Here is a 17,208-nt window from a genome sequence, read left to right on the forward strand (position 1 = left end):
GGGAATCTCCTTCGGGGATGGACCGTGGACGCGGGACTGCATCCGCAGCGTCCCTCTTGCAGTTTTCGTTGTACGCCTGTGCCCGCCAGGCCGACGCCGGCCCAGGCTGCACTGCCGCGTCAGCAAAGGGCCGCAGCTGCGCAGACCTTGACTACAAGGGCTCGTAGGACCTGGCCTCCGTCGCCCAAGGACCCTCCTACGCCGGTCGCGGCGCACCGACTACCCGGAGCACTTCATTGCGGTCCTAAGCTGGAACCCAGAAGCACACAGGCTTCGACTTCGCCAGGCGATGCACGGGCGTTGAAGGGGTCGCCTCCCGCGCCTTTTCCCATGCCGCATCGCCCAGCCGCCAGATGCACAGCGTCGGCGTGCCAGCACCAACCCACTCAATGGAGAGCCTCATGGTCACACCCAACACCGTATCGAGCGTCATTTCTTCCGAAACCGTCAGCGGCACCAATGTCTACAACCCCGCAGGCGACAAGCTGGGCAGCATAGACACGCTGATGATCGACAAGCTGTCCGGCAAGGTGCGCTACGCCGTGATGGAATTCGGCGGCTTCCTGGGCATCGGCACGGACCGCTATCCGCTGCCCTGGGAATCCCTCAAGTACGAGCCCGACATGAACGGCTACGTGGTGTCGCTCACGCGCGAGCAGCTGGACAACGCGCCCCGCTATGAGCGCGACACGGCACCGGCCTACACCGATGAATATGGACGCCGCGTGAACGATTACTACGGCGTGCCCTACCTGTAAATCCCGACCCTTGCGGTCTTTGACACAGCCCCGTTCGCGGGGCGTTTTCTTTGGTGCGGATAGCTGGCCAAGGAAGAACGCCCTGCGCGACTTCACTCCCTCATTCCAGGAGAACTCCCATGAATACCACCCCACCGGCCATCGACTACAAGGCCTGCATGGATGCCTGCCAGGCCTGCATCATTGCCTGCAATACCTGTGCCGCCGCCTGCCTGAAGGAAACAGACGTCCAGATGATGGCCGCCTGCATTGCCCAGGATCTTGAATGCGCGCAGGTCTGCGAACTGGCCGTGGCCTCAATGGCGCGCCAAAGTCCGCATGTCTCAGACATCTGCCGCCTGTGCGCCCGGATCTGCCAGGCCTGCGCCGACGAATGCAGCAAGCATTCCCACGACCATTGCCAGACCTGCGCGGCAGCCTGCCAGCAATGCGCCATGTCGTGCAATCTCATGGGCATGCAGTCGCACTGACGCCGCTGGCCTTTGTCACGACAGCCGGCCAGGCACCCATCCTGCAAACCGGCAGGAAAAAAAGCCACCGGCGCTGTCGTCATCCGCCCTATATCGGCAGCCTTCGGCGCTGCCTACACTTTGATGCATATCCACGCACAAAGGAGATGGGCATGGCACTGAACATCAGCATAGAACAGCGGTTCCTTACCCTCCTGGGCCAGTTGAAGCACATGCCTCCCTGCTCATCCCGCCAGGAAGCGCACGACATGCTCCTGCTGCTGTGGATGCGCATCTGCGAAGGCGCAGGCGCGCGCAGGCAATTGCTCAACAGCATGCGCCAGCGCACGCTGTGCGCAGAGCACGGCTGGAAAAACCTCGACAAAAGCCCCTGCTACTGGGATTCGGAGACCACGCCGGGCATCCGAATCTATCTGCATGCCAATGGCACCATCGTCATTCAAAGACAGGGCGGAGCGCAGGATTCCGAAATCCTGCACTTCAGCAGCCACCGGGAGTTTGTCGAGGCGTAGACAAAGGCCTCGCGCTCTATCCCGAACAATGGCGAAATATTGAAAAACCTAGGTGCAAACACCGACGATGTCCCACATGCGACATCGACCCTGTCTCCATAAAATGCGTCATTGTGTAGCACACTATCCATGAGGAACATATGACAGCAGATTACAAAACCCTGCTCAAGCAAAAGAGCGAGCTTGAGGCACGGATTGCCGAAACGCTGAAGGCGGAGAAAGGCGGAGTCATCGCCAAGGTCCGAGAACTCGTCCATGAGTTCGGATTGACCCACGACGACATCTTCAGCGCCCGCAAATCCAAGTCCGCCAACATTGGCGTGCCGAAATACCGGGACCCCGCCACCGGAGCCACCTGGACGGGACGGGGCAAGCCGCCGCGCTGGATCGAAGGCAAGGACCGCAAGGCCCTCGAGATCTGAGCATGGCCCGCCAACGCGGGCATTTTTTATGGCGGCCCCAATCGCCCGGACTCTCGCCAAGCAATGCCGGAAACAGAAAAACCCAGTGCTATTCACATAGCACTGGGTTTCATGTTTCTGGCGGAGAGGGAGGGATTCGAACCCTCGGTACGTTCGCACGTACGCCTGATTTCGAGTCAGGTACAATCGACCACTCTGCCACCTCTCCGCAGCGTCGAAGCTGAAATTATAGCCTAAAAATTCAGGCCTTCAGCAAAGTCTGTCCGCCCATGTACGGGCGCAGCGCCTCGGGAATGGTCACCGAGCCGTCGGCGTTCTGGTAGTTCTCCAGCACCGCCACCAGCGTGCGGCCCACGGCCAGGCCGGAACCGTTGAGGGTGTGCACCAGCTCGTTCTTGCCCTGGGCATTCTTGAAGCGCGCCTGCAGGCGGCGCGCCTGGAAGGCCTCGCAGTTGGAGACCGAGCTGATCTCGCGGTAAGTGTTCTGCGCAGGCAGCCAGACTTCCAGGTCATAGGTCTTGGCCGAGCCAAAGCCCATGTCGCCCGTGCACAGGCTCATCACGCGGTAGGGCAGGCCCAGCTTCTGCAGCACGGCCTCGGCGTGGCCGGTCATTTCTTCCAGCGCCTCGTAGCTCTTTTCCGGATGCACGATCTGCACCATCTCGACCTTGTCGAACTGGTGCTGGCGGATCATGCCGCGCGTGTCGCGGCCGTAGCTGCCGGCCTCGGAACGGAAGCAGGGGCTGTGGGCCGTGAGCTTGATGGGCAGCTGGTCCTCGGCCACGACCACGTCGCGCACGAAGTTGGTCAGCGGCACCTCGGCCGTGGGAATCAGGTAGAGCGCCGCGTTGTCGGGCACGGGCTCGCCATCCTGGCCGCCCTTCTTGGCGGCGAACAGGTCGCCCTCGAACTTGGGCAACTGGCCCGTGCCCTTGAGCGAGTCGGCATTGACGGCGTAGGGCACATAGCACTCGGTGTAGCCATGCGAGTCGGTCTGCAGGTCGATCATGAACTGCGCCAGGGCGCGGTGCAGGCGGGCGATGGGGCCCTTCATCACGGTGAAGCGCGAGCCCGACAGCTTGACGCCCATGTCGAAATCCAGGCCCAGCGGCTGGCCCACGTCCACATGGTCCTTGACCTCGAAATCAAAGGTCTTGGGCGTGCCCCAGCGGCGCGCCTCCACATTGCCGCTTTCGTCCGCACCGACGGGCACGCTTTCGTGCGGAAGGTTGGGCACGGCCAGCAGCATGGCGTGCAGCTCGCCCTGGATCTGCTCCAGGCGCGTGGCCGACTGGTCCAGCTCGGTCTTGAGGCTGCCGACTTCGGCCTTGGCGGCCTCGGCAGCGTCCTTCTCGCCCTTGCCCATCAGCATGCCGATCTGCTTGGACAGCTGGTTGCGCTTGGACTGCAGCTCCTCGGTCCGTGTCTGCAGGGACTTGCGCTCTGCTTCCAGGGACTGGAAGGCCTCCACGTTCAGGAAGGCCTGGGGCTTTTTGCGGGTCTCCAGCCGTGCGACGGCCGAGTCAAGGTCTTTGCGAAGAAGAAGGATATCGAGCATAGCCGGCAATTTTAGGCGGTATCGCCATGGCAGCGCCCGCCCCTGGGCGTTGGGGGTCTTGCCGCTACAGAAATCCCGCGCCGGCGCCGATACTTCCAATATGCCGCCCACAGCGGTTTGCGCACCCGGGAGCACCCATGTTTTTTGTCTTCGGTCCCAACGGACAGATGTTTCGCGGTCCCGCCGAGCGGCTGGGCCAGGTGGCGCCCGTGCGCCGCGTACAACGCCCGCAGGCCCTGCGCACACGCTCGGCCGATGTGATGGCGGGCGACGCCACCGCCTCGTTCCCCGCCATCCTGGCCGACCTCGCGGGCCAGCCTGCCGGCGCGCCGGAGCCCGCGCCGCGGCTGCGCGGCGCGGTCGATGCCTACCTTTCCACGGAAAAAGGCCCCAGCCAGCCACGCCAGCCCCTGCAGACCGTGGCCGACGTGATGAGCCACGAGGCCGTGACGGTATCGCCCGAGGCCGGTGTCAACGACGCCTGGCGCGTGCTGGCCGAGCACGGCGTGGCCCAGGCGCCCGTGCTGGATGCCGGTGGCCGCGTGGTCGGGCTGCTGCTGCGTGCCGACATGGCGCCGCTGGACCTGCTGCCCGAGCCCGGTGCGATCAAGGACGCCATTGCCCTGGCGCGCCGGCCCGTGAACGAGGTCATGATCTCCCCCATTCCCACGGTGGCCACCACCACCGACCTGCGCCGCGTGGCCGGCGTGCTGCTGGAGACCGGCCTGCCGGGCCTGCCCGTGACCGATGAGCAGGGCCTGCTGGCCGGCTTCATCAGCCGCACCGACATCCTGCGCGCCGTGGCCTCCGATCCGCCGCTGGATCTGTGGAGCTGAGGCTTTCGGCCCCACCATGCAAAACGGGCGCCAGGCGCCCGTTTGCTTTTTGGCCAATGTCCGCTGCGCCTGCGGTTCAGCCGCCCGTCTCGGGCTGCTTGCCCACGGAGATCTCCAGGCCCGTAGCCGCGTCGATCTTCAGGCCCTTGGGCAGCGGGAACTTGACCGTCTCCTCGATGCCATCCATCTTGCGCACCGACAGCGCGCCCAGCTGGCGCAGGCGCTGGATGACCTCGTCCACCAGCACCTCGGGCGCCGAGGCCCCAGCCGTCAGGCCCACGCGCCCGGCATTGGCAAACCATTCCTCGCACAGCTCGCCCGCGTTGTCCACCATGTAGGCGGGCGTTCCCAGGCGCGCGGCCAGCTCGCGCAGGCGGTTGCTGTTGGAGCTGGTGGGGCTGCCCACGACGATGAGCACATCCACCTGCGGCGCCAGCACCTTGACGGCGTCCTGGCGGTTTTGCGTGGCATAGCAGATGTCCTGCTGCTTGGGCTCGCGCACCTGCGGAAAGCGGGCGCGGATGGCCGCCGTGATGCCTGCGGCATCGTCCACCGACAGCGTGGTCTGCGTGACCACGGCCAGCTTCTCGGTCTGGCGGGGAGTGACACGTGCCACATCGGCCTCGTCCTCGACCAGGTGGATGCCCTCGGACAGCTGGCCCATGGTGCCCTCGACCTCGGGATGCCCCTTGTGGCCGATCATCAGGAACTCGTAGCCTTCCTTGGCCAGCTTGGCCACTTCCACATGCACCTTGGTCACCAGCGGGCAGGTGGCGTCGAAGATGGAGAAACCGCGCCGCCGCGCCTCTTCCTGCACCGCCCGGCTCACGCCGTGGGCGCTGAACACCAGGGTGGCGCCGGGCGGCACGTCGTCCAGCTCCTCGATGAAGATCGCTCCCTTGGCCTTGAGATCGTTGACCACGAAGGTGTTGTGCACGATCTCGTGGCGCACGTAGATGGGCGCGCCGAACTTGGCCAGCGCACGCTCCACGATCTCGATGGCGCGGTCCACGCCGGCACAGAAGCCCCGGGGCTCGGCCAGCAGGATTTCCTGGGGCGAGGTCGTATCCGGCACCTCAGAGCACCCCGATGATCTGCACTTCGAAGGTCACCGGCTGGCCGGCCAGCGGGTGGTTGAAGTCGAACAGCACGGCGCCGTCCTCGCGCACCTGCACCACGGCGCCCGCGTAGCTGCCCAGGCCGTCGGGCGTGGGGAACTGCACCACGTCGCCGGGCGCGTACTGCTCGTGCGGGTCGCCCAGCTCGTTCATCAGCTTGCGCGCCACCCACTGCATCATGTCGCCGTTGCGCTCGCCGAAGGCTTCGCCGGCCGGCATCTCGAACGTGGTGCGCGTGCCTTCGGCCAGGCCCAGCAGGCGCTGCTCGACGGCGGGCGACAGCTCGCCCGCGCCCAGGGACAGCGTGGCGGGCTTGTCGTTGAAGGTGTTGATCACATCGCCTGCAGGCCCGGACAGGCGGTAGTGCAGCGTGAGGAACGAGCCGGCCTGGACCGTGGGGTGGGCCGGGGAAGAAGCGCTAGAGGTCATGGAAGTCCCGATAAACTGGCCCGTATTGTAGAAAAACATCCATGTCCCCACGCCCCGTGCAACGGTGCCCCTGCGGCGCCCCTCACCTGGCTGAACCATGGCTCTCAAAGACCTGCCCGCCCAGGCCCAGCCGCGCGAAAGGCTCGCGGCACACGGCCCCTCGGCGCTTTCCGACATCGAACTGCTGGCCATCGTGCTGCGCACCGGCATGGCCGGCAAGGGCGTGCTGCAGCTGGCCCAGGAACTGCTGCAGCTGCCCGGCCGGCCCGGCCTGTCCGGGCTGCTGCAGGCCGGGCATGCCGACCTGAAGGCCATCAAGGGGCTGGGGCCTTCCAAGAGCGCACAACTCCTGGCCGTGCTCGAACTGGCGCGCCGCGCCACGGCCGAGCAACTGCGCGAGCGCCCTGCCCTGGCCTCGCCCGAGGCCGTGGCGCGCTACCTGCAGCTGCACCTGGCGGCACGCCAGCACGAGGTGTTCGCCGTGCTGTTCCTGGACAGCCAGCACCGGCTGATCGCGCTGGAGGAGATGTTCCGCGGCACGCTCACGCGCACCAGCGTCTACCCCCGGGAAGTGGTGCTGCGCGCCCTGCACCACCACGCGGGTGCCGTCATCCTGGCCCACAACCACCCCAGCGGCCATGTCCAGGCCAGCGCTGCGGACAGGGCCGTCACGCAGAGCCTGCAGGCTGCCCTGGGCCTGATGGACATCCAGGTGCTGGACCATGTGATCGTCGCGCCGGGCGCCGCGCTGTCCATGGCGGGCCAGGGGATGCTGTAGGACCCCGGCTGGGCCCGCCATGGCCGCCGGGGTGCCGAAATTGCGGTACAACCGGCGTCACCATGACTTTGAAAGCCACCAGCCTGCAGGACCTCGCGCCAGTGCGCCGCGCACTGGCCGAAGCCGCCGCCCAAGAGGCCCTGCTCCAGCAGCAGCGCGCCGAGGCGGCGCGCCGCCTCCTGGCCGAGCAAAAGCTGTTCGAAAACACCGTGGGCCCGGTGCATGCGCTCAAGTCCGCGCACGCCCGCCACCTCCACGCCCCCGAGCCCCCCGAGCCGCTGCCCCTGCAGCTGGAGCTGGACGAGCAGCGCGTGCTGCAGGAGGCCATGAGCGACGAGTTCGACGTCAGCACCCTGCTGGACACCGACGACCAGCTCAGCTTCCGGCGCCCCGGCATCGGCCTGGACGTGACGCACAAGCTGCGCGCCGGCCAGTGGAGCATCCAGCGCCAGCTGGACCTGCACGGCCTGCGCGTGGACGAGGCGCGCGAGGCGCTGGGCCAGTTCATCCGCCTGTCCCACCGCACCGGCATACGCTGCGTGCGCGTGGTGCACGGCAAGGGCCTGGGCTCGCCGGGCAAGACCCCCGTGCTCAAGGGCCGCGTGCTGCGCTGGCTGGTGCAGAAAAAGGAAGTGCTGGCCTTTGTGCAGGCCCGCCCGGCCGAAGGTGGCGCGGGCGCCCTGGTCGTCCTGCTGCAGCCAGGCAAGCGCCAGCTGTACTGAGGGCGTGGATGGCGTGAGCGGTGATGGGGCTCAGGCCGCGGCCACCGCCGCCGCCTTGCGCGCCCGCCCTATCACCAGCGCCATCACCGCCGCCACCAGGCAGGCCAGGCCGGCCGCATACAGCGCGGGCGTATAGGTCAGCAGCAAAGTGCGCGTCAGGCCTGCGCCCCAGGCAGCGGCGGCCGCGCCCAGCTGGTGGGCCGCGAAGATCCAGCCGAACACCAGCCCCACCTTCTGCGGCCCGAAATGCTGGGCCGTGAGCTTGACCGTGGGCGGCACCGTGGCGATCCAGTCCAGCCCGTAGAACATGGCGAACAGGCCCAGGCCGTAGAAGGTGAACTCCGAATGCGGCAGCCAGAACAGCGACAGGCCGCGCAGCCCGTAGTACCAGAACAGCAGCTTGCGGTTGTCGTAGCGGTCCGACAGCCAGCCCGACAGCACGGTGCCCACGAAGTCGAAGGCCCCCATCATGGCCAGCACCGACGCGGCGGGCACCGCGCCCATGCCGTTGTCGCCGCACAGCGAGATGAAGTGCGTCTGCACCAGGCCGTTGGTGGACAGGCCGCAGATGAAGAAGGTGCCCGCCAGCAGCCAGAAGGTGCGGTTGCGCGCGGCCTCGGCCAGCACCTTGAAGGGCGTGCCGAAGTTCATGGCCATGGCCGGCGGCGGCGGGGCCGAGGCATCGCCGCCAAAGGGCGCCAGGCCCAGGTCCGAAGGCCGGTCCCGCACGAACAGCAGGGCCAGCACGGCAATCAAGGCACTGGCCACGAACACCGGCACCGTGGCCGAGCGCCAGCCCCAGTGCTCGATCATCCAGGCGGCCAGCGGCAGGAAGGCCAGCTGCCCCGTGGCCGCACTGGCCGTAAGCACGCCGATGACCAGGCCCCGCCGCGCCGCAAACCAGCGGTTGGCCACCACGGCGCCCAGCACCAGCGCCGTCAGGCCCGTGCCCATGCCCAGCAGCAGGCTCCACAGCAAAAACAGATGCCACAGCTGCGTGGCCTGCGTCACCATCGCCATGGCGCCGCCCACCAGGGCCAGGCCCATGCACATCACGGCACGCAGGCCGAAGCGCTCCATCATCACGGCCGCAAACGGCCCCAGCAGGCCGAACAGCGCAAAGCGCAGCGCCAGGCTGCTCGAAATCTGCTCCGTACTCCAGCCGAACTCGCGCGACAGCGGCTGCAGCATGGCGCCCGGCAGGCCCAGCGCCGCCGACATGGTCAGCATGGTGAGGAAAGTGATGGCCGCGACCAGCCAGCCGTAGTGGATGCCGCGCCGCTGCAGCCAGCGCGCCGTGGAGTTGGAGAGCATGGGAGTCTCTTCGGGGGTTGGGAATTCGGTAGGGCCTACGCCTGCGGGCCGTCTGCAGCGTGGCCATCGCCATCGAGCAGCACCAGGCATTCGTCGATCAGCGCATGCAGGGCCGCCACGCGCTCCAGGCCCACGCGGGCGTTGAACTCGTTCTGTGCGGTCTTCCAGCTTTGCTTGGCCTCTTCGCGCTTGGCCTGGCCCGCGTCGGTGATGTGCACCAGGCGGCTGCGCTGGTCCTCGCCCTGGCCCATGGACACCCAGCCGGCGTCGATCAGCGGCTTGAGGTTGCGCGTCAGCGTCGAGGCGTCCATGCGCATGCGCCGCGCCAGGTCCGAGGGCCGCACCGGACTGGCGGCCAGCACGTGGCTGAGCAGCGAGTACTGCGTGATGCGCAGCCCCGTCTCGTTCAGATGGGCGTCGTACACCTGGCCCACGCTGCGCATGAGCTGGCGCACGCGGTGGTTGGTGCAGCCCTGGGGCACGGCGAGGATGTCTGGATTCACTGGCATGGCGCAGATTATTGTATATACAACTGTTGTAGATACAATAATATCCACGCCGCCATCCCAGACAGCCTGGCGCCCGCACTTTTCCCAATGAAAGAGAGACACTCCATGGACACCCGCACCCACTCCCCGGAGCAGGCCGCCCGCAGCCTCACCTCCAGCGCCACCACCGGTGCCATCTCCCCTGCCCTGCAAGCCTGGCTGGACGAGGAACAGGCGGTCACCCTCCGGCTGGACGCCGGCCCCGGCGCAGGCGTGTCGCGCCCCGACCAGGTCGCAGGCCGCAGCGGGCTGGAGCTGATGCAGGCCATGCTGCGCGGCGAACTGCCCTACCCGCCCATTGCACGCACGCTGGACTTCATGCTGATTTCCGTGGGCGAAGGCAGCGCCGTCTTCCAGGGCCGCCCCGGCGCCAACCATCTCAACCCCATGGGCACGGTGCACGGCGGCTGGTTCGCCACCTTGCTGGACTCGGCGCTGGGCTGCGCCGTCCACACCTGCATGCCGCCGGGCCGGGGCTACACCACGGCCGAGCTGGGCGTGAACCTGGTCAAGGCACTGACCCCGCGCGTGCCGCGCGTGCGCGCCGAAGGCCGCGTGCTGCACTGCGGCCGCCAGCTGGCCACGGCCGAGGCGCGCCTGGTCGGCCCCGACGGCACGCTCTACGCCCATGCCACGACCACCTGCCTGGTGTTCGAGATGCCTCCTGCTCGGTGAGCACGCTGAACAAGCTCAACCCGCTCAACACGCAGAAAGCCGCCACCAATGCAAAAAGCCCCGTGCGCCAGGCACGGGGCTTTTTGATGGCCGGTCCGGCTTACTTCGACAGATCCAGGCGGTACTTGGACGTGCCCTTGCCCGAGCCGTCATCGGCCGCCACCAGCGAGATGTTGGCCAGGCCCGCCGCCTGTGCCACCGGCAGCGCGTTGGCGCCGGAGCTGAACACCACGTTGGCCGAGGTGGCCACCTTGGTGAAGCGCCAGCTCTTGGCCGCGCCATTGGCAGCGCGCGTGATGCTGCCGTTCTTGCGCACGTAGCCGATCACCACGTCGCGGTTGGCGTCCGGCGAGGCCCAGATGGCGCTGGAGCCGTCGAGCTTGGCGATGAAGCTCTTGCCGCTGGTGGCGCGGTAGTTGTTCGTGGCGATCACGAACTCCTGCGCCGGGTCGATGGCCTTGCCCAGGTACTGCAGGTTCCTGATGCGGCTGCCCACGGGCTGGGTCACGTCGATCTCGTACTGCACATCGGCCGTGGTGAACATGTCGAAGTTGTAGCCCGGGAAGGTGCTGATCAGCTGCTGCTCACCCGTCTTGGCCGGATCTATCTGGTTGAAGCGCTTGGCAGCGGCCTCCAGCCAGTCCTTGATGTCGGCGCCATTCACCTTCACCGCATACACGGTGTTGGGGTACAGGTACAGGTCGGCCGCGTTGTAGATGGCCAGCGGGCCCACGGCCACGTCGGTGTAGTCGGCGCCGCCCTGGAAGCCCGACTTGAACGGCGCGCTCACCGACAGCACGGGCAGCTGCGCGTACTGCGGCAGGCTGGCCTTCACATAGTCGGCCACATAGTCGCGCTGCGCCTGGTTGACGATCTGGATGGCGCCCGGGTCGCCCACATCGGCGAACAGCGTGCTCATGCGGAAGTCCGTGCTGCCGATGGGCGTCTTCACGTACTGGATGGCGGCCTGGTGCTGGCTCTCGATCAGCGGCGCCACCGTCGGGTCCACGGCCACGTAGGTGGCCTTGCCTGCAGCGTCCTTGCCGGTCTGGATATTGCGCAGCTCGCTCTTGCCCGCGCTCTTGTCCACGCTCCACTGCTTGCCGTCCCACTTCAGCGCCAGCTGGATCACGCCCAGCGCCTTGCCCCAGGAACTGGCCATCACCGACTGCACGCCGTTGATGGTGCCCGCCTTGTTGTCCACGCCCGCCTGCGTGAACGCCGGCGTAGCCGCCGCATCGGGGAAAACGCCGTGCTGGTGGCCCATGACCATGGCGTCGATGCCGGCCACCTTGCTCAGGTGCAGGCCGGGGTTTTCCATCGTCGGCGAGTAGGCCGCGCCGTCCAGGCCGCCGTGCAGCATGGCCACCACCACGTCGGCGCCCTTGGCGCGCATCTCGGGCAGGTACTTCTGGGCGGACTCCACGGCACCTTCGGTGTAGAGCTTGCCCTCCAGATAGCGCTTGTCCCAGTTCATGATGCCCGGCGTGGTGAAGCCGATCACGCCGATCTTGATGGGCAGCTCCACCGCCTTGCCATCCTTGTCCTTGGCCGCGATCTTGCGCTCCAGAATCACGTAGGGCTGCACCAGCGGCTGCTTGGTCTTGCTGCTGTAGACATTCGACAGCGCCATGGGAAAGCCATTGCCCGCGCACTTGACCGACTTGTCCACGCCGTCCACGTCCAGGCCGCCGCCCAGCACCTGGTTCAGGAAGGGCAGGCCGTAGTTGAACTCATGGTTGCCCAGCGTGCCCGCATCGAAGCCCAGCGCGCCCATGGCCTTGTACATGGACAGCTGCTGCGTGCAGGGGATCTTGGCCACCTCGGCCTCGTAATCGGCCAGGGCCGTGCCCTGGATGGTGTCGCCGTTGTCCACCAGCAGCGTATTGGCAAACTCCTTGCGCGCCGCGCGCACCAGCGTGGCCGTGCGCTCGAAGCCGTAGGAGGCATCCTCGGCCAGCTTGAAATAGTCATAGCTGCGCACATTGAAGTGCAGATCCGTGGTCTCCAGCACGGCCAGCGTGGCCGTCGCGGGCTGGCTGGCCACCGGGGGCGTCGCGCTGTCGTTGCTGTCGCTGCCACCGCAGGCGGCCACCAGCGCGGCGCTGGCCAGGACGCTCAGCGCCAGGCGGCGGGACAGGAGCAGGGATTGCAATGTGGGGAGGTTGCTCAGCGGCATGTGGTTTTTGTGGGGGTGGTGAAGGGGGGGAGTTTGTTGGTGGGGGTTTACAGGGGTGTGACAGCTGGTCTGTTCTGGTCTGGTCTTGGTCAGGTGCTGTTTTTTGTCCCTGCCGGGGGGTTGTTTTTCGAGGCCGGGTTTCGGCCCGGCGGCCGACCTACTTTCCTTTGTTTCGCCAAAGGAAAGTAGGCAAAGCAAAGGCGACCCGGATGTCCGCGACCCCTTCGCTTCGCTGCGGGGCAACCTGCGTCGGGCCACCTGCGGGGTTCGCTGCGGAACTCGCTGCGTTCACTGCGTGAACTCCGCTCAGACAACCGCAGCGAGTCAGATCACGAAGCAGTCCTGTCCTTCGGCAGGACTGCAACCCCGCAGGCGGCCCGACGCAGGCGCTGACATACGGGGAGCTTGCTCGGGCCTTCGCTGCGCTCGGCCTGGTTTCTTGATACGCAGCCGTTAAACTTGCGGCAGGCCGAAAGGCTTGGTGTGTCGTAACACCAATACAGAGGTGCGGCCCCCACCTTGAAGGGGGCTTTGTCATGTCCAGATTCCTGGGGCAGATGCGTCGTCACGCGTCCGTCTCCAACGGTTTTGGACGGGATGGGCTTACCCGCAAGGATGGCCGCACGTCTGTATACGTGTTACGAACATCCCGTCCACCCGTTGCCCGTCGTACGGTGGCGTGTGGTTCTCTTGATTCATACAGGAACCAAGACATGCACCCTCTCACCGCCGCTCAGGCGGCCCCTCCCCAACCACCTTTTCTTCCCACCTGGCGGCAGGCCATGCACGCCTCGCTGGGCCTGGTGCACAGCACGCTGCAGCAGTTGATCGAACTGATGGTCGACGATCCCGACAGGGACGACAGCGAAGTCGATGTGGACTGCGCCGTGGAGCTGGCGCTGGAGCACATCAAGCGCATGAGTGTCCAGCAGCATGCGGACCGCTATGCCTTCGAGGTGGAGTGGATCAAGGCAACAGCGGCGCTGCGGCTGGCGCAGGGCGCCTTCGGGCGGCCGGAATCACGCTTTGGCCTGCGGCTCAAGGATGCTATCCAGCAGCTGGAGATGCTGCCGGAGCTGGTGGAGTTCGTGGACCAGGACGACGGCGAGTGAACTGTGCGGCGCGCCCGTATCTCTGTGAGAAACTGGCCCGCCGAACACCCCCTTGCCTTCACCCATGGAACTGCGCCAGCTGCGCTACTTTGTCGATATCGCCAAGACCGAGCACCTGACGACATCGGCCAGGAACCTCTATGTCACGCAGTCCACGCTCTCGCATGGGCTGCGGCAGTTGGAGGAGGAGTTGGGCATGGCGCTGTTCGAGCGCATTGGCCGGGGGCTGAAGCTGTCGCAGGCCGGCGTGGTGTTCCGCAACTATGCGGAGCGTGCGCTGCATGAGGTGGAGGCCGGGCGCATGGCGCTGGCCGACCTCAGCGAGCTGCAGACCGGCACGCTGACCATCGGCGTGATTCCCACCTTCCTCAACACCCTGGTCGCCCCGGCCGTGGCGGCTTTCATGCGTGCCTATCCCAAGGTCAACGTGGTGGTGATCGAGCTGCTGGCCCCGCCCGTGGAGCAGGGATTGCTGGACGGCAGCCTGGACCTGGGCGTGAGCTTTCACCCGCCCCAGCGCGCCGAGCTGGACGCGCTGCCGCTGTTCGACGAACGCATGATGCTGCTGGTCAACCCCTCGCATCCACTGGCCGGGCGCCGCACGCTGTCCGTCAAGTCGCTGGCCGGCGTGCCCCTGGCCCTGCTGCCGCGCACGTTCTACACGCGCAGCCTGATTGAGGACGGCCTGCGCACCGCAGGCGTCACGCCCTTGCTGCGCGCGGAAATGGGCTCGGTGGAATCGCTGATCGCGCTGTGCCGCTGGGGCGACATGGCCACCATCGTCCCCGAGCGCGCTGCCCAGCAGGCCACGGACATGGTGGCCATCCACCTGGTCGCCCCCCAGCTCATCCGCACCGCCGGCCTGCTGTGGCGCCGAGGCGCCAGCTACAGCGCGGCCGCGCGCGAGTTCGCGGCGCAACTGGCCCCCGCCACCAGAACCAACATGCCCCGCTAAAAAAACCCCAGGCCGAGCGCAGCAAAGGCCCGAGCAAACTCCCCGTATGTCAGCGCCTGCGTCGGTCCGCCTGCGGGGTTGCAGTCCTGCCGAAGGACAGGACTGCTTCGTCATCTGACTCGCCGCAGTTGTCTGAACGGAGCGCGCAGCGCGAAGTGAGTTTCACGGCGAACCCCGCAACCGCCACGGCGCAGGTTGCCCCGCAGCGAAGCGAAGGGGCCGCGGACATCCGGGTCGTCTTTCTTTTGCCTCCTTTTCTTCGGCGGGCGTACCGGTGACGAATCAAAGAAAAGGAGGTCGGCCGCCGGGCCGAAACCCGGCCTCGAAAAAACACCCCCCGGCAGGGTCAAAAACCAGCTCACTGCACAGAAGGCCGCTGCCTCTCAGGCACCCGAGCCCCCAACGCAGCCGGCACATAAGCCGCATCAAAACTACACCCCACCCCAAACTTGGCCTCATTAGCAGAACAGGCCGCAGCAATCCCAGCCGCAGTCGGCTTCACCCCCGCCTCCACCCACTGCATCAACGCAGTCATCAAGGTGGGATAGGTCGCATCGCTGATATAGCTGTGCGTCCCCTGCCGCGTAAAGGTCTGCACCAGCCGGTCTCCACTGCCGCCCTGCTGCATCACCGCACGAAACCGCGCATCCAGCTCCACGAAGGCCGTGGGGTCGCTGATCCACTTGGCCGAGAGGACCGGCACGCCAATCTTGCCCACGGGGTCGGTGTCATCGGCGAACTTGCGGTAGGCCGCAGGGTCGGCGCGGTAGCGCAGCACGCCGGCATTGAGCGCGGCATCGTCGGCCGAGCCCGCATAGACCGCACCCTCGTTGCCGAAGGGGCTGGCGCCGCCCGTGCGCTTGGCCGAGATGTCCTGGAAGTGCATGGTGCCCCAGTTCATGTGCGACTGGATGGCGCTTTCGGGGATCTTGATGACCTTGGTGATGGTGTCGATCTTCGCCTGCTGCGCGGCCGTGCGCTGGGCGGCGGGCTTGTCCAGCGCCAGGCATTCGTTCACGCGCAGGGCCACGTCGGCCTGGCGCATCTTGGCGTCTGCGGGCAGGCCCAGGTTGAGCGCGTACTGCGGCTCATTGGGGCGCGGGTGGTTGGCGCACAGGTACTGGTAGACCACGCGCAGGTCGGTGCGGAAGTCGTAGGCATGGGTGCCGCCGCCCAGCACGCCGCTGGTGAGCAGCACGCCGTCGTAGGGGCGCTCGCCCACGGTCTGCTCGTTGAACATTTCCGCGCCCTTGGCGGCCACGCCCGCACCCCAGGACTGGCCGTGCAGGATGGTGCGCTGCGGCTTGGCCACATGCTGGCGGAAGATGCCGCGCAGGCGCTCCGTGTCCTCTGCGGCGGCCCGCACTTCCACGCCGCCCTGGCGGTAGGTGGAGCCGGCCCAGGCGTAGCCTGCGCGCACCATGATGGACCAGCGCACCAGGTCTTCGGCCGCACGGGCGGCGGTGGGCGCGGCCAGGTCCGGGCCGCCGTGGGCGTGCAGCACCAGGGTGCCGTTCCACTGCGCGGGCTTGGCGATCAGGTAGTAGGCGCCCTTGGAGTCCTGCCCGGCCCAGCAGCTGACGCCCGCAGGAATCTCGGCAGGGCAGGCCGTGCTCTTGGGCGCGGTCTCGATGGAGGTGACCGGCCCGTGCAGCACGGCCGAGCCGCCGCCGCAGCCAGCCAGGGCGAGCGCGGCCAGCAGCGAGGCGCTGGCGGGACGCAGGGGGAAATACGCGGATGCTTGCATGTCTTGTCTCCTGTCTTGGCTTCTTGTTGGAAGTCACCTGCCGCGCCGCGGCAAGCGGTCGCATCGGTGACTGGATGGGATTCTGTAGAGGCTTGTCCAATATTTCAAAGATTTTTAGGATATTGGCTGGATACTTTTCACATATATGGAACTGCGCCATCTCCGTTACTTCCTGGCCGTGGCCGATACCGGCCACATCACGCGCGCGGCCGAGCTGCTGGGCATGCAGCAGCCGCCGCTGTCGCAGCAGATCCGCGCGCTGGAGGAGGAGCTGGGCATTGCCCTGTTCCGGCGCCACCCCAAGGGCGTGGACCTGACCGACGCGGGCCTGGAGCTGCAGGGCGAGGCCACGCGGCTGCTGGCCGACTTCACCGCCATGCGCGACCGCATGCAGGCCTTTGCGCGCGGCGAGCGCGGGCGCATCCATGTGGGCTTCACCAGCTCGGCGGCGGCCCATGCCTTCACGCCCGAGGTGCTGCGCCTGTGCCGTGGCCGCCATCCCGACATTGCGCTGGATGTGAGCGAGAACAATGCCGCCGAGATCACCGAAGCCGTGCAGGCCGGGCGCATGCACTGCGGCTTTCTGCGCGTGCCGGTGGCCCGGCCCGAAGGCCTGGTGTTCGAGACGCTGCTGCAGGAGCCCGCGCTGCTGGCCATTCCCGTGGACCATAGGCTGGCGCGCGATGCATCGCGGCCCGTGGCGCTCAGGCAGCTCGATGGCGAGCGCCTGATCCTTGTGCGGCGCACGGGCGCGCCGGGGCTGTATGCGAACCTGCTGGCGCTGTGCGCCCGGCACAAGGTACAGGTGGAGGTGGCCGCCGAGGTGGAACGCATGATGACCAATGTGAACCTGGTGGCGGCGGGCGTGGGCCTGTCCATCGTGCCGGCCTCGGTGCGCGGCGCCCATCCCGAGGCCGTGGTCTACCGTGCCTTCGAGCCCGCCGTGCGGCTGAGCGCCCCGCTCACCCTGGTGCACCGCGAGGCCGGCACGGAAACCGGCGGCGCAGGACCCGCGGCCACCTTCATCGCCCTGGCGCGCGAGCTGGCGCAGCGCCACCAGGCGCCGGGCGGCTGA

18 protein-coding genes and 1 tRNA gene are annotated in these 17,208 nt (G+C 67.1%); 11 read left to right on the forward strand and 8 right to left on the reverse strand.

Annotation, left to right across the window (positions count from 1 at the left end):
• The first annotated feature begins 401 nt into the window (after window positions 1–401).
• The 4 genes from ACF8O7_RS06205 to ACF8O7_RS06220 all read left to right on the forward strand — a co-directional run bounded on the left by ACF8O7_RS06205 (window position 402) and on the right by ACF8O7_RS06220 (window position 2,162).
• Complete coding sequence (locus tag ACF8O7_RS06205) at window positions 402–758, forward strand: PRC-barrel domain-containing protein (RefSeq protein ID WP_016450092.1); 357 nt, start codon at window positions 402–404, stop codon at window positions 756–758.
• 119 nt (window positions 759–877) lie between these two features.
• Entirely contained in the window at window positions 878–1,228 is a 351-nt protein-coding gene (locus ACF8O7_RS06210) for a four-helix bundle copper-binding protein (protein WP_313284365.1), read from the forward strand.
• Between the two features lie 152 nt (window positions 1,229–1,380).
• Entirely contained in the window at window positions 1,381–1,740 is a 360-nt protein-coding gene (locus ACF8O7_RS06215) for a hypothetical protein (RefSeq protein ID WP_016450094.1), read from the forward strand.
• Window positions 1,741–1,880: 140 nt separating this feature from the next.
• The gene (locus ACF8O7_RS06220) at window positions 1,881–2,162 is read left to right on the forward strand and encodes an H-NS family nucleoid-associated regulatory protein (RefSeq protein WP_016450095.1); all 282 of its coding nucleotides are present in this window, start codon (window positions 1,881–1,883) and stop codon (window positions 2,160–2,162) included.
• Window positions 2,163–2,280: 118 nt separating this feature from the next.
• On the opposite strand, the gene ACF8O7_RS06225 is transcribed toward ACF8O7_RS06220, so the two are convergent.
• Window positions 2,281–2,370: transfer RNA gene (locus tag ACF8O7_RS06225), tRNA-Ser, on the reverse strand.
• 33 nt (window positions 2,371–2,403) lie between these two features.
• The gene (serS, locus tag ACF8O7_RS06230) at window positions 2,404–3,720 is read right to left on the reverse strand and encodes a serine--tRNA ligase (protein WP_016450096.1); all 1,317 of its coding nucleotides are present in this window, start codon (window positions 3,718–3,720) and stop codon (window positions 2,404–2,406) included.
• Window positions 3,721–3,857: 137 nt separating this feature from the next.
• Here serS and ACF8O7_RS06235 point away from each other — a divergent pair, with 137 nt between their 5' ends.
• Window positions 3,858–4,556, forward strand: a complete 699-nt coding sequence (locus tag ACF8O7_RS06235) for a CBS domain-containing protein (RefSeq protein ID WP_096915443.1) — start codon at window positions 3,858–3,860, stop codon at window positions 4,554–4,556.
• A 76-nt stretch (window positions 4,557–4,632) separates the two neighbouring features.
• Here ACF8O7_RS06235 and ispH read toward each other — a convergent pair whose 3' ends face one another.
• The gene (gene ispH, locus ACF8O7_RS06240) at window positions 4,633–5,631 is read right to left on the reverse strand and encodes a 4-hydroxy-3-methylbut-2-enyl diphosphate reductase (RefSeq protein WP_016454293.1); all 999 of its coding nucleotides are present in this window, start codon (window positions 5,629–5,631) and stop codon (window positions 4,633–4,635) included.
• A gap of 1 nt (window position 5,632) precedes the next feature.
• Complete coding sequence (locus tag ACF8O7_RS06245; RefSeq protein WP_016450099.1) at window positions 5,633–6,103, reverse strand: peptidylprolyl isomerase; 471 nt, start codon at window positions 6,101–6,103, stop codon at window positions 5,633–5,635.
• A 97-nt stretch (window positions 6,104–6,200) separates the two neighbouring features.
• Between ACF8O7_RS06245 and radC the strand changes: the two genes are divergently transcribed.
• Window positions 6,201–6,881, forward strand: a complete 681-nt coding sequence (gene radC / locus ACF8O7_RS06250) for a DNA repair protein RadC (protein WP_160853355.1) — start codon at window positions 6,201–6,203, stop codon at window positions 6,879–6,881.
• A 62-nt stretch (window positions 6,882–6,943) separates the two neighbouring features.
• The gene (locus ACF8O7_RS06255) at window positions 6,944–7,603 is read left to right on the forward strand and encodes a Smr/MutS family protein (protein ID WP_013803859.1); all 660 of its coding nucleotides are present in this window, start codon (window positions 6,944–6,946) and stop codon (window positions 7,601–7,603) included.
• Window positions 7,604–7,633: 30 nt separating this feature from the next.
• Here ACF8O7_RS06255 and ACF8O7_RS06260 read toward each other — a convergent pair whose 3' ends face one another.
• Together ACF8O7_RS06260 and ACF8O7_RS06265 are read right to left on the reverse strand one after the other, a co-directional pair.
• The gene (locus ACF8O7_RS06260; protein ID WP_017406746.1) at window positions 7,634–8,917 is read right to left on the reverse strand and encodes an MFS transporter; all 1,284 of its coding nucleotides are present in this window, start codon (window positions 8,915–8,917) and stop codon (window positions 7,634–7,636) included.
• A 35-nt stretch (window positions 8,918–8,952) separates the two neighbouring features.
• Window positions 8,953–9,426, reverse strand: coding sequence for a MarR family transcriptional regulator (locus ACF8O7_RS06265; protein WP_026062732.1), 474 nt, complete (start codon window positions 9,424–9,426; stop codon window positions 8,953–8,955).
• Between the two features lie 105 nt (window positions 9,427–9,531).
• Between ACF8O7_RS06265 and ACF8O7_RS06270 the strand changes: the two genes are divergently transcribed.
• On the forward strand, window positions 9,532–10,140 hold the full coding sequence (locus tag ACF8O7_RS06270; RefSeq protein WP_392442770.1) for a PaaI family thioesterase: 609 nt from the start codon (window positions 9,532–9,534) through the stop codon (window positions 10,138–10,140).
• Window positions 10,141–10,240: 100 nt separating this feature from the next.
• On the opposite strand, the gene ACF8O7_RS06275 is transcribed toward ACF8O7_RS06270, so the two are convergent.
• Window positions 10,241–12,319: a bifunctional 2',3'-cyclic-nucleotide 2'-phosphodiesterase/3'-nucleotidase gene (locus tag ACF8O7_RS06275; protein WP_279493151.1), complete on the reverse strand. Its 2,079-nt coding sequence runs from the start codon at window positions 12,317–12,319 to the stop codon at window positions 10,241–10,243.
• Between the two features lie 713 nt (window positions 12,320–13,032).
• On the opposite strand from ACF8O7_RS06275, the gene ACF8O7_RS06280 reads away from it, so the two are divergent.
• Entirely contained in the window at window positions 13,033–13,431 is a 399-nt protein-coding gene (locus ACF8O7_RS06280) for a hypothetical protein (RefSeq protein WP_074923653.1), read from the forward strand.
• Between the two features lie 64 nt (window positions 13,432–13,495).
• The gene (locus ACF8O7_RS06285; RefSeq protein WP_016450106.1) at window positions 13,496–14,386 is read left to right on the forward strand and encodes a LysR substrate-binding domain-containing protein; all 891 of its coding nucleotides are present in this window, start codon (window positions 13,496–13,498) and stop codon (window positions 14,384–14,386) included.
• 358 nt (window positions 14,387–14,744) lie between these two features.
• Here the strand turns inward: ACF8O7_RS06285 and ACF8O7_RS06290 are convergent, their stop codons facing one another.
• Window positions 14,745–16,133: a hypothetical protein gene (locus ACF8O7_RS06290; protein ID WP_392442773.1), complete on the reverse strand. Its 1,389-nt coding sequence runs from the start codon at window positions 16,131–16,133 to the stop codon at window positions 14,745–14,747.
• Window positions 16,134–16,278: 145 nt separating this feature from the next.
• Between ACF8O7_RS06290 and ACF8O7_RS06295 the strand changes: the two genes are divergently transcribed.
• Window positions 16,279–17,208 (forward strand): LysR family transcriptional regulator, encoded by a 930-nt coding sequence (locus ACF8O7_RS06295; protein WP_012203818.1) that lies wholly within the window; start codon window positions 16,279–16,281, stop codon window positions 17,206–17,208.

This window comes from Delftia sp. WSY_16, from assembly GCF_043104415.1.
Taxonomy (GTDB): Bacteria; Pseudomonadota; Gammaproteobacteria; order Burkholderiales; family Burkholderiaceae_C; genus Comamonas; species Comamonas tsuruhatensis.

What these genes read in the sequence shown, in the direction of transcription:
- ACF8O7_RS06290 (WP_392442773.1), bottom strand. Translation starts at nt 16,133, where the DNA reads ATGCAAGCATCCGCGTATTTCCCCCTGCGTCCCGCCAGCGCCTCGCTG.
- ACF8O7_RS06285 (WP_016450106.1), top strand. Translation starts at nt 13,496, where the DNA reads ATGGAACTGCGCCAGCTGCGCTACTTTGTCGATATCGCCAAGACCGAG.
- radC (WP_160853355.1), top strand. Translation starts at nt 6,201, where the DNA reads ATGGCTCTCAAAGACCTGCCCGCCCAGGCCCAGCCGCGCGAAAGGCTC.
- ACF8O7_RS06265 (WP_026062732.1), bottom strand. Translation starts at nt 9,426, where the DNA reads ATGCCAGTGAATCCAGACATCCTCGCCGTGCCCCAGGGCTGCACCAAC.
- ACF8O7_RS06255 (WP_013803859.1), top strand. Translation starts at nt 6,944, where the DNA reads ATGACTTTGAAAGCCACCAGCCTGCAGGACCTCGCGCCAGTGCGCCGC.
- ACF8O7_RS06235 (WP_096915443.1), top strand. Translation starts at nt 3,858, where the DNA reads ATGTTTTTTGTCTTCGGTCCCAACGGACAGATGTTTCGCGGTCCCGCC.
- ACF8O7_RS06205 (WP_016450092.1), top strand. Translation starts at nt 402, where the DNA reads ATGGTCACACCCAACACCGTATCGAGCGTCATTTCTTCCGAAACCGTC.
- ACF8O7_RS06260 (WP_017406746.1), bottom strand. Translation starts at nt 8,917, where the DNA reads ATGCTCTCCAACTCCACGGCGCGCTGGCTGCAGCGGCGCGGCATCCAC.
- ACF8O7_RS06275 (WP_279493151.1), bottom strand. Translation starts at nt 12,319, where the DNA reads ATGCCGCTGAGCAACCTCCCCACATTGCAATCCCTGCTCCTGTCCCGC.
- ACF8O7_RS06295 (WP_012203818.1), top strand. Translation starts at nt 16,279, where the DNA reads ATGGAACTGCGCCATCTCCGTTACTTCCTGGCCGTGGCCGATACCGGC.
- ACF8O7_RS06220 (WP_016450095.1), top strand. Translation starts at nt 1,881, where the DNA reads ATGACAGCAGATTACAAAACCCTGCTCAAGCAAAAGAGCGAGCTTGAG.
- ACF8O7_RS06215 (WP_016450094.1), top strand. Translation starts at nt 1,381, where the DNA reads ATGGCACTGAACATCAGCATAGAACAGCGGTTCCTTACCCTCCTGGGC.
- ACF8O7_RS06280 (WP_074923653.1), top strand. Translation starts at nt 13,033, where the DNA reads ATGCACCCTCTCACCGCCGCTCAGGCGGCCCCTCCCCAACCACCTTTT.
- serS (WP_016450096.1), bottom strand. Translation starts at nt 3,720, where the DNA reads ATGCTCGATATCCTTCTTCTTCGCAAAGACCTTGACTCGGCCGTCGCA.
- ACF8O7_RS06270 (WP_392442770.1), top strand. Translation starts at nt 9,532, where the DNA reads ATGGACACCCGCACCCACTCCCCGGAGCAGGCCGCCCGCAGCCTCACC.
- ACF8O7_RS06245 (WP_016450099.1), bottom strand. Translation starts at nt 6,103, where the DNA reads ATGACCTCTAGCGCTTCTTCCCCGGCCCACCCCACGGTCCAGGCCGGC.
- ACF8O7_RS06210 (WP_313284365.1), top strand. Translation starts at nt 878, where the DNA reads ATGAATACCACCCCACCGGCCATCGACTACAAGGCCTGCATGGATGCC.